This window comes from Ruegeria sp. BG10 (assembly GCF_056538575.1).
The window spans coordinates 65,861-80,308 of record NZ_JBQFTI010000007.1 but is presented as its reverse complement, the minus strand read 5'-3'; the positions used below and the strand labels follow the sequence as shown (position 1 = coordinate 80,308).

The 14,448-nt window shown below is 60.9% G+C and carries 16 protein-coding genes; 10 read left to right on the top strand and 6 right to left on the bottom strand.

Annotation, left to right across the window (positions count from 1 at the left end; genetic code table 11):
* Positions 1-15: 15 nt before the first annotated feature.
* The 5 genes from ACR0D8_RS20010 to ACR0D8_RS19990 are packed head-to-tail and all read left to right on the top strand — an operon-like array spanning position 16 to position 5,001.
* Positions 16-1,950 carry an AAA family ATPase gene (locus tag ACR0D8_RS20010; protein ID WP_480649186.1) on the top strand — a complete coding sequence of 645 codons (1,935 nt, stop codon included), beginning with the start codon at positions 16-18 and terminating at the stop codon, positions 1,948-1,950.
* Complete coding sequence (locus ACR0D8_RS20005) at positions 1,950-2,744, top strand: hypothetical protein (RefSeq protein ID WP_480649184.1); 795 nt, start codon at positions 1,950-1,952, stop codon at positions 2,742-2,744. The genes ACR0D8_RS20010 and ACR0D8_RS20005 overlap by 1 nt, the downstream gene beginning before the upstream one ends.
* Positions 2,741-4,078, top strand: coding sequence for a DUF6638 family protein (locus tag ACR0D8_RS20000; protein ID WP_480649182.1), 1,338 nt, complete (start codon positions 2,741-2,743; stop codon positions 4,076-4,078). Before ACR0D8_RS20005 ends, ACR0D8_RS20000 begins: the two co-directional genes overlap by 4 nt.
* A gap of 1 nt (position 4,079) precedes the next feature.
* Complete coding sequence (locus ACR0D8_RS19995) at positions 4,080-4,346, top strand: hypothetical protein (RefSeq protein ID WP_480649180.1); 267 nt, start codon at positions 4,080-4,082, stop codon at positions 4,344-4,346.
* Positions 4,347-4,356: 10 nt separating this feature from the next.
* Entirely contained in the window at positions 4,357-5,001 is a 645-nt protein-coding gene (locus ACR0D8_RS19990; protein WP_480649178.1) for a DUF1523 family protein, read from the top strand.
* 45 nt (positions 5,002-5,046) lie between these two features.
* Here the strand turns inward: ACR0D8_RS19990 and ACR0D8_RS19985 are convergent, their stop codons facing one another.
* The 6 genes from ACR0D8_RS19985 to ACR0D8_RS19960 form a co-directional block, all read right to left on the bottom strand.
* Positions 5,047-6,141, bottom strand: coding sequence for a flagellar basal body P-ring protein FlgI (locus ACR0D8_RS19985; RefSeq protein ID WP_480649176.1), 1,095 nt, complete (start codon positions 6,139-6,141; stop codon positions 5,047-5,049).
* On the bottom strand, positions 6,138-7,139 hold the full coding sequence (locus ACR0D8_RS19980) for a flagellin (protein ID WP_480649174.1): 1,002 nt from the start codon (positions 7,137-7,139) through the stop codon (positions 6,138-6,140). Before ACR0D8_RS19980 ends, ACR0D8_RS19985 begins: the two co-directional genes overlap by 4 nt.
* An 8-nt stretch (positions 7,140-7,147) precedes the next feature.
* Positions 7,148-8,599, bottom strand: coding sequence for a flagellar hook-associated protein FlgK (gene flgK / locus ACR0D8_RS19975; RefSeq protein ID WP_480649172.1), 1,452 nt, complete (start codon positions 8,597-8,599; stop codon positions 7,148-7,150).
* Between the two features lie 33 nt (positions 8,600-8,632).
* Entirely contained in the window at positions 8,633-9,928 is a 1,296-nt protein-coding gene (locus ACR0D8_RS19970) for a flagellar hook protein FlgE (protein WP_475155349.1), read from the bottom strand.
* 98 nt (positions 9,929-10,026) lie between these two features.
* The gene (locus tag ACR0D8_RS19965; RefSeq protein WP_480649170.1) at positions 10,027-10,863 is read right to left on the bottom strand and encodes a flagellar motor protein MotB; all 837 of its coding nucleotides are present in this window, start codon (positions 10,861-10,863) and stop codon (positions 10,027-10,029) included.
* Between the two features lie 84 nt (positions 10,864-10,947).
* Positions 10,948-12,285: a FliI/YscN family ATPase gene (locus tag ACR0D8_RS19960; RefSeq protein WP_480649168.1), complete on the bottom strand. Its 1,338-nt coding sequence runs from the start codon at positions 12,283-12,285 to the stop codon at positions 10,948-10,950.
* Between the two features lie 87 nt (positions 12,286-12,372).
* Between ACR0D8_RS19960 and ACR0D8_RS19955 the strand changes: the two genes are divergently transcribed.
* The 5 genes from ACR0D8_RS19955 to ACR0D8_RS19935 are packed head-to-tail and all read left to right on the top strand — an operon-like array spanning position 12,373 to position 14,446.
* On the top strand, positions 12,373-12,759 hold the full coding sequence (locus ACR0D8_RS19955) for a FlgB family protein (RefSeq protein WP_480649166.1): 387 nt from the start codon (positions 12,373-12,375) through the stop codon (positions 12,757-12,759).
* A gap of 11 nt (positions 12,760-12,770) precedes the next feature.
* Complete coding sequence (gene flgC, locus ACR0D8_RS19950; protein WP_480649164.1) at positions 12,771-13,157, top strand: flagellar basal body rod protein FlgC; 387 nt, start codon at positions 12,771-12,773, stop codon at positions 13,155-13,157.
* A gap of 11 nt (positions 13,158-13,168) precedes the next feature.
* Positions 13,169-13,459: a flagellar hook-basal body complex protein FliE gene (gene fliE / locus ACR0D8_RS19945; protein WP_480649162.1), complete on the top strand. Its 291-nt coding sequence runs from the start codon at positions 13,169-13,171 to the stop codon at positions 13,457-13,459.
* Between the two features lie 4 nt (positions 13,460-13,463).
* The gene (locus ACR0D8_RS19940) at positions 13,464-13,736 is read left to right on the top strand and encodes a flagellar biosynthetic protein FliQ (protein ID WP_475155322.1); all 273 of its coding nucleotides are present in this window, start codon (positions 13,464-13,466) and stop codon (positions 13,734-13,736) included.
* On the top strand, positions 13,736-14,446 hold the full coding sequence (locus ACR0D8_RS19935) for a flagellar hook-basal body complex protein (RefSeq protein WP_480649160.1): 711 nt from the start codon (positions 13,736-13,738) through the stop codon (positions 14,444-14,446). Before ACR0D8_RS19940 ends, ACR0D8_RS19935 begins: the two co-directional genes overlap by 1 nt.
* Positions 14,447-14,448 lie beyond the last annotated feature (2 nt).

Genomic DNA, 14,448 nt, shown 5'->3' with positions numbered 1-14,448 from the left:
AAAGGCGATTTTGAGATGAGTTTGACGTCAGATCAGATGGAATTACGCGAGGCGGATATTCGCAAGCACTATCCGGCCGCGACCGCCTTGCTGAACGGGTTCGAGCACGCGCCGCGCATTGCCAAGGCGGTTGAGGCGGCGGTCGAACGATCCCCGGGTGTGTCCACCGGCCGGCGTTTCCGTTCCACGACGCCGGGGTTGGTGACGCGCCGAACCGTGCGTGCTGACGGGGTGCATCTGGTCGAACGGATCGAGGCCTCGGATGATCGCGATACGCTGGTCTCGCCGCCTCAGGCCACCACGCAGCAGGCCATCCGCCGTGCCATCGCCATTGCTCTGGCCGTGGCCGAGGCCTATGCGGAGCAGACCCCTCTGGCGGATCTGAAGCGGGCGAATCTGGCCGGGGATTTGCCCGCCGCCCGCAAGACCGAGTTCTCGGAACTTCTGACGGCTGAAGCTCTGATCACTGCGCATGTGTTTGGCAACGCTCTGGCTTATCTGATGTCCTCGCATCTGGGCGAAACCACCGTCGATATCGGTGAGATCGAAGAGGTCCTGACCGACAATGGCCAGCTTGCCCTGCACGGCGCGCTGTGGGAGTTGGACCAAACCCTTGCCAAACACGCGCCCGACGACGCCAACCTGATCGCGGCCACCAGCGCCTATGCCGAACAACTGATGGAGAAGGCCGCCCTGCGCGCCCAGTCCGCAGGCCATCTGGCCCCGTTCCAGAACGCCGCCTGGCATATTGAGGCTGACGATCTGACGATCCGCGGATTTGAACCGGCATCCAAGGCGAAATCCACCACTCTGACCATGACGTTCAAGAAACCGAACGAGGTGGTCGGCAACCATATCGCCAAGTATCAGGCGATGAAACTGGCCAAGATGGTAATGGCCTATGACTTCGACCGCCGCCTGAACCCGTTTGCCGATCTTGGCGGGTTCATCTTTACCTTCATGGGCGACGGCAAGCCGGGGACCGGCAAGACCACACTGATCCAGATGATGGCCGGGCTGATCAACGACTATTGCCAGAACGCGGGCTACCCGTTCCGCTATCAGAACCTGAGCACTGACAATATCGACAGCTATCAGGGTAAATCCGGCCAGAACGCCAAAGCGTTTATCAACACGATCATCGACCCCTCGGTCATCGGCTTCGGCACCATCGATGATATCGACCAACTGGCGGGCAAACGCGGCGACCGGCAGTCCAGTGCCGGGCAGTTGGAAATCACTGCTGTGCTGATGGAGAGCTTTGCGGGGGCCAACACCGTCGTGCGCGGCAATTGCACCTTTGGGATGTTCTCGAACTACCCCGAGAATGTGGACGACGCCCTGCGCCAGCGGGCGGGCGCGCGGTTCCTGGTGGACGGGCCGCAGACGCGCGAGGATTACATCGACATCCTGCACCTGCTGATGGGCCGCAACCACGACATCCCGCTGGGTGAGCACGAAGCCTATGCCGCGCAGGAAATCAAAAAAGCCGTCGCCGCCAGTTTCGAAAGCCATTCCCGCCCGCATGAGGATGCCTTGCTGCAGGTCTATGACCGGGTGTCCGGCGAGATCGGCCAGATGGACACGATTGCCAAGCTGGGCACCTACCTCAAGGCGATCCAGGCCGCGGATGAGCGTTTCACCGGCCGCGCGATCAAGAACATCACCGACGCGGTCAAGGTCCGTGCGATGGATTTCGAACTGCCCGACGAGTGGATGGAAAACCCCGACCTGTTCCTGTTCCGGGACTACGACACCAAGAAAGCGATGATCGAGGACCTGCGCCAGCCGATCACGGTCGAGATGGTGATGCAGGAGATCAACCGCTACGCCGACAGCGAATTCCGCTATGCCGACAAGAGCGACGAGGTCGCCATCGAGAACGCCGTCCGCGAGATGGGCCGGATGGAAGAGGCCAAGCGGCGATATCTGGAGGGGAAGGAAGTTTAATGAGCCGAATTTGGGGCCATCCAGTTTTTTGGGGGCTGACCGCGACAGCTGTCGTTGTCTTATTTGGTAGTTGGATCGGCGCTCAGGAGTATTGTCAGCCAGATGGGGCGTGTAAGTCGAAGTATCACACTTTCTTGTCCGCGAGCCCGAACGAGGTAGGAGACACTCTTGCGGGGTTCGCGGGAACCTTAGCTTTCATCTGGATCATCGTAACGGTTTGGCTTCAAAGCTTGGAATTGGCTGAGCAGAGAAGGGAACTTGCAGCAACTCGGGATGAATTGAAGCTCAGCAGAGAAGCGCATCAGCAACAAGTTGAAGTCTTGCGAGCTCAGGCCGAAATATTCCGAGATGAACAACAATCCCGCCGGGATCACCAAGCGGGCAAATTGTTAGAAGAGAGACTAAAGGGATTAGCTGAACGATTGGTGAAGAAACCGAAGCTACTAGTTGAAGTAGATATCGAGCGACCTGATTCCAGCTTGCAGTTTTCAAAATTTACTCTTGGAACTGAACTCGCAGATGATCAGAACACAGATGTCATCATAAAGCATTTCAACTATGAGCTAGAAGATCTGTCACGTACAATCGAAAACAACGAGACAAATGGATCAAAGTATACCAATCAACGATTTGATGTAGAACGTGTCGACGAAATCAATGAGCTGTTGAAAGTGATTATTGAAGACTTCGACACATTATCCGAAGCAGATCGGCAACGGGTTAGAAATCTTCATATTGTTCAATCTTACACATTGTTTTTGGACCTTTTGGGTCTGAGTGTGGTTCACGCATGATCCGCCTCATCGAAAAAGGCCTGATGTTCGGCAACCTCGTCCACATCTCCAGCCCGGCTCTGGTCGAGCGGTATAACCGCGCGTTGCAGCATCTGGCGGGCAAGACCACGGCGCTGACGGATTTCCATGTCGATATCTCGGGCTATTCGCCAGAGGTGGGGATCGAGCTGGAGGATGAGCTCTACCTAAACCCTAACGGGGTCAACCGGCAGTTCATCCTGCTGACGACCGAGCAGAAACGCGCGCCTTTGCTGAACGTCAAATTCTCGACCTCGCGCGATATCCTGCGCGAATTCATCGAGATGAATGAGGCGCAGCTGTTTGCCCTGACCGCCACCGATGCGGTGGCCGGAGAGCTGGTGAACTCGGTCATCAAACTCACCACCCCGCGCGACCTGCTGAACCTGCGCAAGATCGAGATCGAGGCCGACACTGCCGGCGGAACGCTGCGCAAGGCCCAGCAATTGGCGGGCATGGTCGAGCAGTTCAAAACCGAAGAGGATGCCTGGTTCGACGATGTGCTGATCGCAAAAATGATCGAGACGGCCAAGGAAACCGGCGACGTCACCCGCAACCCCGTCCGCCTGCACCATACCGCGTTTGAGCAGCGCAATTTCTGGACGGCGCATTACGGCGGGCTGTATCTGTTTCCCGATCTCGACCATCCGGCGGCGATCTGCATGGGCGACAAGCCCGACGATCTGCCGATAAAATACAAATTCGACCCGTCGCAGCGGAACCAGATCGCCAAGTTCCTGAGTTACAATGATCTGGTCGAAACGATCATTGAAGCGCGTGGTGTGGATGCCGCCGCGATCCTGCAACAGAAGATGGATTTCCTGACCGTCGACGCCGCGGCGGATGCGGGCGTCGACTTGACCGGGCTGGACCGGGGCGACATGCGGCGGCTGGCCCGCAATCATGCAGATCGACTGCCCGAAGCCTATCACGGGCTGGCTCAATTGCTGCGCTGGGCCAGGGATGGCGGTCCGTGGCCGCGCATCACTTCGGATCATCCGGCTTATTTCTACACGCTGCGCGCCGCCGATACGCCGCATCGCGATCTGGTGAACATGCTGCTGGCCGAGCTCGCCCCGCTGGACCCGCGCCAGATGTTCATCTGCCATAAGGAATTGTTCTATCGGACCTATGCGACCTGGATGGAGGCGAAGAAAGTCTATGTTGCTGACTTCCTCGCGCGCGAGTATCAGGTGGACAAGGCTGGCGCCCGCGCGGCTTTGTTCGGCCATGAACCGGACATGAGCGGTGAAGACCGGATCAGCGATGCGGTGATTGCCCGTGTCGGGCCCTGGGGCGCGGTGAGGAAAGGGTAAGATGTTCGGAGCGTTACGCCTGTTTCTGATCCTGCTGGTGATCCAGACGATTGCGTATTTTGCGCTGTCTCTCTATTCGCGCAACGTGCGCCGCCGCAAGCTGGAGAGCTGGTGGGACGAGAAAGGCAAACAGGGCAATAAACAGGCATTTGTCGAACGTGGTTTGCACGTCTATGACAATTCGTTCCGGCGCAAACTGATCCTGGGCGTCTATATCGTGCCTTGGGTGGCGATTGGCGCGCTGATCTATATTGTGAATTACATGTGAGGGTTACGGCATGGCCTTTCTGAAATGGGCGTTCATCATCGTTTTCTGGGGCACGATTGCCGTGATCCTGCAATATTCGCTGCCGCAGCGCGATATCGTGCGGATCGTGAACACCTATGAGGAACGGCAGGACCTGAATGACTGGACCCGGATCTTCTGGTCCGAGCCCGATGATCAATCCACTAGCCTGTCAAACCGCGACGTGCAATTCATTCAGGCCGTGCGCGCAAACGGCAAGCCGATCGTCTACCGGAATGAGGACACAAGCTGGGGGTGGCCGCCCTATTTCAAATTCGACACCGCGAACCTGTATACCGAAGCCAATGACGCGATTTCGGACAAGGATGACCCGGACTGGGTGGTTGTCACACATTACGGGTGGCGGAATGAGTTCATGTCGATCTTTCCCAACGCGGTCTCGATCAAACATGTGGAGGGGCCGGATGTGCGGTTGATCCCGTGGTTCAACATCGTTTTCCTGACCGTGTTCTTTGCCATTGTCTGGGCGATTTGGGTGCGTTGGCGCCGGTTCCGGCAACGTCGCATCGACCCGATGCTGGAAAGCGTCGAAGACGGGCTCTACGCCGCCGGTGACGCGATCGAGGAACGGGGCAGCAGGTTCAGGCGCTGGCTGGACAGCTGGAAGGCCAAGTGACGGCACAGGTTATCTGATCCCGAGATTCCCTTGGTGTCGCGCGGTCTATCGCACGACGAACTCGGCATGCAGTACACCCGCGGCCTTGATGGTTTTCAGAATGTCGATCATGTCGCGGGGGGACACGCCTAGCGCGTTCAGCCCGGCCACGACCTCGGACAATGTGGTGGCTTCGGGTATCTCGGCCAGACCAGTGCCTTCCTCTTCCTCGATCCCGGCGATGGTGCGGGGGACAATGACGGTTTCGCCGCGTGCAAACGGATTGGGCTGCACGGCAATGGGCGCTTCTTCCACCGTCAGGGTCAGGTTGCCCTGTGACACGGCCACGCGTGAGATTCGCACCTCCTGCCCCATGACGATCGTGCCCGAGCGCTGATCGACAACAACCCGGGCCTTGGTTTCGGGTTCGACCAGTATATTCTCGATCCGCCCCAGCGCATGGGCCGTGGAAATCGACTGAGTTGCGGCGATATTCAGCTCGACGGTGCCGGAGTCCCGCATGATGGCGACGGCCCGGTTGAACTCGGTGTTGATCGCGGCCTCGATACGGCTTGCGGTGGTAAAATCGGGGTCCCGCAGGGCCAGCCGCATCTGCGTAAGGGCAGACAGGTCAAAATCGATCTCGCGCTCGACCCGCGCGCCGGACGGGATCACCCCCGATGTGGGCACGCCCCGCACGACCGAGGCGGCCTCACCCTCAGCGACCGCGCCACCGGCCAGAACCGTGCCCTGCGCAACTGCATAGATCTGGCCGTCCGCCGCGTTGAGTGGCGTCATGATCAGGGTCCCGCCCAGCAGGCTTTTGGAATCCCCGATGGCAGAGACGGTCACGTCGATCTGCCCGCCAACGCGCGCAAAAGGCGGCAGGCTGGCCGTCACCAGAACGGCGGCGACATTCTTGGGGCGAAAATCCTCTCCCGTGACATTCACGCCCAGTCGTTCAAGGATGTTCGACATGATCTCTTCGGTAAAGGGCGCGTTTCTCAGCCCGTCGCCGGTGCCGTTCAGCCCGACGACCAGACCGTATCCCACCAGATCATTGCCCCGCACCCCGTCGAAATCCACAAGATCTTTAAGCCGGATCGTGCCGGCGGACAGCATGGATGGCAGTAGCACCAAAAGGAAAACCAGAACCCTCATCTCAGGAAATTCACCAGCGACAGGTTCGCGTTGCGAACGGTGACGGAATACAGGCTCTCTAACTGAAACTGGACAGTCTGAAGCTGCGCGGCCGTGTCATATGGATCGGCAGCGATCAGTTCATTCCGGCTGTATTCCAGGCTTGTCCGGGCCGCGCTGTTGCGCGAGGCGGCCTGCTCGATCCTTGCCTCAGCCGCGCCGATCTGCGCGCGCAGGTTCACGACCTCGTTCTGGGTATTGGCCAGATCGACGCCCAGTTGTGTGAACAGGGCGGTGCGCTGGTCCGGCGGTAACGCAAGGGCGTTGTCAGATACCACGGCGGCGACGGCGATGTTCCGCAGAACGTCCTTGATCGCGGGATCGGTTGCGGTGAGAGGCAGAGAGACCGATTCATGCTCGGAAATCTGCATCGGTGCCAGCGATGTGCCCGAACCCTGATAGATCACCGCATCAAAACCTGCCGGGTCGTTGAACCAGTCCTCGGCGGCCTGGCGGATATCAGACGCCGTCGTCAGACCGGTCAGCTCAGCCTCCAATGCAGTAATTAGCGTGTCTGCCGATGGCAGCGGCGACACATCCGTGGCGACACCTGAAAACAGGCTGCGCCCGCCCGCGCGCGCGTTCAGCGCGGACATGATCGTATCCAGCTCATTCCGGGCCTGCACGGACGCGTTTTCATGCGAAACAGCCTGATTCGATGTTCCAAAAGACAACAAAGAAGCGGCGAACTCGGTCACCGAGTCGTTCACGGTGGTCAGGCTCAGCTGCATGGCGTCGGTGAACAAGCCCGCCTCGGCCGTCGAGACCTTGAAGGCGTCCAGCCTGGACAAGCTGCGTTCCAGATCCAGCAGATGCGAATAGTCGCCATCCAGACGGCCGGACACATCCTGCACCTTCCCCGAAGACAGTTCGTAGGACAGGGTTTCGATCTGAGTTTTGATATCCGTTGATCGGGTTCGCAGGGTCATGCCCCTGGCCAGATCACCGATAGACGTCATGTTTACCATCACAACCTCAACAATGTATCCATCAGCTCATCCACCACCGAGATGATCCGAGCATTTGCGGCATAGGTCTGTTCGATCTGCATCAGGCGTTGCAATTCCTGATCCGTGTCCACACCCCGTTCGGCTTCGATCTGAGCCATTTCCAGCTGGGCGCTGTTGGCAAAAGTCAGACGTTGGCGGGCGGTATGGGCCGCCGCGCCGGTTCGGGACAGCAGCGCTTCGGCAACATCGCCGGCGCGCATGTCACCAGTGCCAAAAACCGACCCGGCCACCGGCCTTGCATCGCCCAGAATGGCACTGAAGGCCCGCAACTGCGTGGCATCACCCGGGTTGCCGGGAACCGCCGAACCCAGCCCGGCACGCAATCGCCAGCTGTCGCCGCTGCTGTCAGGATCGACGATCGCGTTCAGGCTGATACGCCCCGCCAGCCCGGCCGGGGCAGTCACGTCGAACCGGTTGCCATCATCGGTGAACAGACCCGGATCCGTGGGCAGCGCTGTCGGGTCCAGACCGGGGGTTTCGAACCGCTCGATCAGGTCGCGGGCAAGAATGTCCAGATGACCCTGTGCTTCGACGGCCAGCTCGTCGCGCACCTGAAACTGCGCCATAAGTGCCCCGCCGCGAATCTGCGCTGACTCTCCGCTGATGCGCACAGGGTTTCCGTTCATCTCCAACCCGGACAGCAGGCCGTTGGCCACCGTCATGTGGGGTTTGGTGTCACCGGTCGTCGCAAATGAGAACTCCGCCGCCGTGGATTCCAGCAGGATCAGCCCGCCATCCGAATATAGCGAGACCTGATCGTTGGCCCGGGGCACCACATTCACAGGCACCAGTTCGTTGACCTGATCGATCAGCACCTGCCGCTGGTCCAGCAGGGCACCGATGTCACCGCCCGCGTATTTGATTGCCGGGATCTTGGCGTTCAGATCCTCGATGTCGCTGAGCGTCTGGTTCAGCCTGTCGACCTGCTTGCCGATCATGCGATCGGCGTCGGAGCGCATCTGCCGCACCCCTTCGGACGCGGCGTTGAGGCTTGTGGCCAGGTCGCGCCCGGTGCGGGCGACCTGATCCAGCCGCTCGGCCGAGTCGGGCAGGCTGGCCGCGGTGATCAGGCTGCTGTCGAATTCCGCCAGCCGTGCCGCAAGCGATGTTGCGTCATCCGCGGACCCCACCAGGCTGTCCAACCGGGTGTGAAAATCGGCCAGGGCGGTCTGCTGCGCCAGATCCGCATCGGTTGCGCGGCGATTGGCGGTCAGGACCGGGTCCTGATGCCGCACCACCCCGACCGTGCGCACCCCATGGCCCGAAATCGTGTTTGTTGCCAGCTCCAGCGACCTGCGGGCGTAGCCGGGCGTCAGAGCGTTTGCGATATTTCCCGATACGACCGAGGCACCGCGGCTGGCGGCCGTCAGCCCGCCCAAGGCGTTGCTGAGTGCTGTCGACATGTTCATGAGGCAGGCCCCCTTTCCGGGTCAAAACTCAAATCAGCGTTTGATGTTTGTGGTTTCCTGCAGCATCTCGTCCACTGTCTGAATGACCTTGGCGCTTGAGGAATAGGCGCGCTGGGTCTGGATCATCGAAGTCAGCTCGGTCGCGACGTCGGTGGTGGATTCCTCGCGCGCGAAGGAAACAAGATCGCCGGTCGGACCCTCGCCCGCGTTCCACAGAAAGAATGTCCCGCTTTCCCGCGACGGCGCGTATGTCTGACTGTCCAGCGCGGTCAATCCGTTCGGATTGGGCACATCCGCCAGCGGAATCTGATACATCCGGCGGCTGACACCGGTATCGTAGAACGCGTAGACATAGCCGTTTTCGTCGACCTGCACGCTGGTCATCGTTCCCACGGCCGAACCGTCGCGCGTGATCGACACCGGCGCGAAGGTATCGGATAGCTGTGTGATCCCGTCCGCATCCCCGATCTGACCGATATTGATCTCCATCGGGCCGCCCGCGACGTTGACCAGAACGCTGCCGGTGGCCGGGTCGTAGGCACCACCCGATACCGCCGCGACACTGGCCAGGGTGCCGCCTGCCGTCCGGCTGTCGGTAAAGGTCAGGGTGTATTCGCCGATGACCGCGCCGCCCGAGGCCGAATCGCGCAGGATCATGGTCCATTCGTTGCTGGTTCCCGCAGCGGGCACAGTCGGCACAAGCTCGATATCCACGCTTTCGGATTTGCCCAGATTGTCAAAATATTCGACCGACAAGGGCTGAGTGTCCCCTGCGGCCCCGGCATCAGTGGCGGTTGCCGGCAGGTTCATGCGCAGGTTCATCTGGGTGGTCGGTGAGCCGGACAGTTGATTGACGCTCAGCTGGACGGGTTCCAGCGCCGCTGGCGTATCGCGCGGGACCGAGGGAATCGTGCCATCGGCATTTGCCCGCCAGCCCAGCAGGACAAGGCCGGATTCCGTCACCAGATACCCTTCCTCATTGGTGCGGAACGATCCGGTCGTGGTCAGCAGCATTTCGTTGGACCCGCCGGCGATCTGCGAGCTGGGGCGCACCGGCAGCATGCCACGCCCGCGTACCGCCAGATCGGTCGAGTTGTTGGTCGTGACCAGCGGCCCGCGTTGGTCGATCAGGCGCTGGCTGGTGGTTCTGACACCGCCCGCCGAATAGCTTCCGCCCTGGCCGGACGTCACCATTGAATGAAAATCCGTTTCAACCCGCTTGTATCCAAATGTCGAGGAGTTCGCGATATTGTCCGAAATGGTGGCCAGTCGGTTGGCATTGGCCTTCAACGCGGCCACACCGGCATTCAGCGAAGAGGAAATTGTCATTTGCACGCCCTTCTGTTGCGTCAATCCTTGATGCAACAGGTAACGCGCTGCGCCTTAACAGCGGGCTAACAGGTAAAATGCCGCCTATCCTTTTGCACTCAGGAATTGCGCAGGAAGATGATCTCGATCCTGTTGTTGCGGGCGGCCATCGGGTTTTCGTCCGACAACTCCCGGTCAGCATGCCCGGTGACGCGATCCAGCCTTGGCGGCGCAACGCCCTTGTCCTGCAGCATCCGGCGCACCGCCTGCGCGCGCGCGGTCGATGTATCCCAGGACGGGTCGTAGGCCAGAACCACCGGCGAGGCGCTGACATGCCCTTCGACGGCCACATCATTGGTCACAAGATCCGAGGACCGCGCCACCAGCAGCGCCAGTGCACGCATCATCGCCGTGGGCTTGTCGGTTCCCGATTCGAACAACGGCTGATCGTCGGTGTCGAACAGCTCGACCACCAGCCCCTCGTCGGTGACACGCGTGATGATGTGTTTGAACACCTTGTCCGACACCATGCTTTCCCCGGTCCGGCCCAGAAGCTGGGCCTCAAGTGTGGAAAAATCCTCGGACATCTCCTGACCGCCCTCCGGGGTCACGCCAATTGACCCGCGCGCCTGTCTGGCCACGGTGGGGTGGCGTTTTGCGGCGCCCGACCCATCCATCACCATAGTCTGTTCAGAGAACATATTGTTGCCGCCAAAGGCCCCGTCGCCGCCGCCCGACACCGGGTTGACCGGAATCGTCGGCGAGAAGTAATCCGCTAGCCCCTTGCGTTGCTTTTCGGTCGTTGCGTTCAGCAGCCACATCAACATGAAGAACGCCATCATGGCCGTGACAAAGTCTGCATACGCGACTTTCCACGCACCGCCGTGGTGACCATCGCCACCTGACACACGTTTCTTCTTGATGATGACCGGCGCCGCGTTTGTGTGCGCACCCATCTCCACCACCTTATTATCACCCGGCTACCGGGGTAGCAGCGCAGGTCTTAAGGCGGGCTTAACACTTAAAACTGTCTTGATTCTCTAGCGTGGCAATCCGGTGTTGGCGCGGCGCAGGATCAGTTGCAAATGGTTGAAACTGTTTTGGATCCCATCCGATTCAGGCTTGCCGAAGAACGCATCCAGATCATCATGGACACGCACCGCCTGATCCAGCAGCGGGTCCGCGCCTTCGGCATAAAGGCCGGCCTTGATCATCACCTCGGATTGTTCGTAGCTGCCGACCAGCCTGCGGGTGTCCGCGATCATCCGGTTTTCCTCTTCCGTCGCGGCGCCCGGCAGGCTGCGCGAGACCGAACGGCTGAGGTCGATGGCGGGGAAGCGCCCGCGCTCCGCTATCTCGCGGCTCAGCACGATATGCCCGTCCAGTACGCCGCGCAGGATATCGGCCACCGGTTCGTCCATATCCGACCCGGCAACCAGAACGCTGAACACAGCGGTGATGTCGCCCTGATCCGCCGTACCTGGCCCCGCCCGTTCGCACAGCCTTGCGATCAGAGGGGTGACGGATGGCGGAAACCCCCGCAGCGACGCTTGCTCGCCCATCGCGACGGCGATTTCCCGGTGCGCCTCGGCAAACCGCGTGACGGAATCGGCCAGAAGCAGGACGTTCAGCCCCTGATCGCGCAGATATTCCGCCACCGACATGGCCGACCACGCGCACCGCCTGCGCGCCAGGGCCGACTGGTCGGATGTTGCCGCCACCACGACCGAGCGCTTCATCCCTTCGGCCCCCAGCGCGTGACCGACAAACTCATTCACTTCGCGCCCGCGCTCGCCCACCAGCGCCACGACCACCGCATCCGCCTGCATGGATCGCGCCAGAGTCGCCAGCAGGGTGGATTTCCCGACCCCGGACCCGGCGAACAGGCCGATCCGCTGCCCCTGCACCACAGGCAGTAGGGTGTTCAGCATGGCCAGCCCGGTCTCCATCCGGTCCCCCAGCGGTTTGCGCGCGACTGCCGGGGGCGGGGATTGCATTATGTCCCGCTCCTGTGCGCCCGCCAGCAGGGGTTTGCCGTCAAGCGGCTTGCCAAAAGGATCAACCACCCGCCCCAGCCAGTGCATCCCGGGCGCGAAGGCCGGTGTCTGACCGAGAATCACACGATCCCCAAGGCTGACCCCGTCGGGCGCGGCAGCGGGTATCATATGGATCCGGTCCGGTTCGACATGCAGCACCTCACCCGGCAAATCCGGTCCGCTGCGCCGTTGCAGGGTGAGGTGATCACCAACCCGCGCCTGTGCCTCCAACCCCTGTATTTCAATGACGCCGCGCGCCACGCCGGCAACGCGACCCATATGGCGCATGGCAGACAGCCGGTCGAATTCGCATTTCAGAAGCATAGGGTCGAGATCGGACATCGTGGGGTCTCCAACGGGTTTCTGAAAACGCTTTCTAAAGGAATCGGGGTTAAGCCTTGATTGAAATTGATCGAGGGAGAAGCCCCGATGTTCTATGACCTGAACGTCTTTAAGACCGCGTACGCAATGGCAACCCATGCCGGGCAACGGCAGGCCATCATCGCGCGCAACATGGCCAACGCGGATACGCCGGGCTACCAGCCCCGCGATATCGAGGCTTTTCAGAAAACCTTCGAAAACACAGGTGGCGCAGTTGCCATGACCGCCACGCGGCAGGGTCACCTGCATGGCGGCACGGGCGCGCAGACCTGGCCCGAATTCGTGGCCGTGCCCGCGGGCGATCCCAACGGTAACGGTGTTTCCATCGAGGAAGAAATGCTGAAGGCGGTGGAGGTCCGGCGCCAGCACGACCGGGCGCTGACCATCTACAAGTCGTCCATGAACATCCTGCGCAGCAGTCTTGGCCGGGCGTAAGGGGCAGAGAGATGAGCGATTTTTCCCACTCCCTGACCGCTTCGGCCAGCGCCCTGCGCGCGCAGGCGGCGCGGCTGCGCCATGTGTCCGAGAATATCTCGAACGCCGATACGCCGGGCTACCGGCGCAAGACGGTTCCGTTTGAGGCCGCCGAAAAGGGCGGCCAGGAGATTGTGCAGGCCGGGCGGGTGACGTTGGACCGCCGCGAGGGTGCGCGCATTTATGACCCCGGCCACCCGATGGCGGATGACACCGGCCACTACCACGGCTCGAATGTCGATCTTATGATCGAGATCGCCGATGCGCGTGAAGCGCAGCGCAGCTACGAAGCCAATCTCAAGATGATCGACCAGACACGCCAGATGTCGTCGAGCCTGATGGAACTCCTCAGAAAATAAAGGACGCCAGAATGGATATCCGATCCCTGACCGCGGCACAGAGCTATGCCGTTGCCCGCCCGGCCACGCAGGCCGACCCCGATCACGCCAGCTTGTTTCAGGGGGTGCGGTCCGGTTTTCAGGACTTTGCCGCGACGCTGAAGCACAGTGAACAGATGGCGCAATCGTCCATGATGGGTGAAGCCGATCCGCACGCGCTGGTTCAGGCACTGGCGCAGACCGAGCTGGCCGTGGAAACCGCCGTCATAGTCCGCAACAAGGTGGTCGAGGCTTATCAGGAAATCCTGCGGATGCCGGTCTGACCTGATGCTTAGCGAAGGTCTTTTCTATGACATCGTGCGTCAGGCGCTGTGGGTCGCGGTGATCACCTCGGTTCCGATCCTGGCGGTGGCGCTGATCTCGGGCCTTGTCGTGGGCCTGTTCCAGGCGCTGACCTCGGTGCAGGAGATGACGCTGACCTTCGTCCCCAAGCTGATCGCCATCGTCGTCGTGTTCTGGATTTCCATGGGATTCATGACCCAGACGCTGGTGACGTTTTTCACAGGAACACTCATCCCACTGATCGCCGGAGGTCGCTGATGGATACCGCCTATGTCACCCTGTCCCGTCAAAGCGGATTGATGAATGAAATGCGGCTGGTGGCGAACAATATCGCCAATGCCAACACCACCGGTTACCGCGCACAGGGGCTCGTGTTCTCGGAGTTTGTGCGCGACATGCCGGGGAACCCGTCGCTGTCGATGAGCCGGGCCGAAGTGCGCAACACCTCATTGCAGCAGGGCGTGCTGACCGAAACCGGCGGTCAATTCGACTTTGCCATCGAAGGCGATGGGTTCTTTATGGTTGAAACACCTGCTGGCAACCGGCTGACGCGTGCGGGGGCGTTTTCGCCAAGTGCCGAGGGTGATCTGGTCACGATGGACGGGCACCGGGTGCTGGACGCGAACGGCGCCCCCGTGTTCATTCCGCCCGACGCGGCCTCGGTCGATGTGGGCAGCGACGGCACGCTGAGCGTCGAGGGCCAGTTGCTGGGGCAGATCGGTGTCTACCGCGTGGCCGATCCAACAACGCTGGTGCGCGAGGGCAGTACGCAATTCCGGGCAGAGGGTGACATAGATCCCGTCGACGCGCCGGTGGTGTTGCACCGCTTCCTCGAAGGCTCCAACGTTAATGCCATCGAACAGGTGACCCGTCTGGTGGAAATCCAGCGTGCCTATGAACTGGGGCAGAGTTTTCTGGAAACCGAGGACGAACGAGTTCGCGGCGCGCTCAAGGCGCTGATGCGGTGATT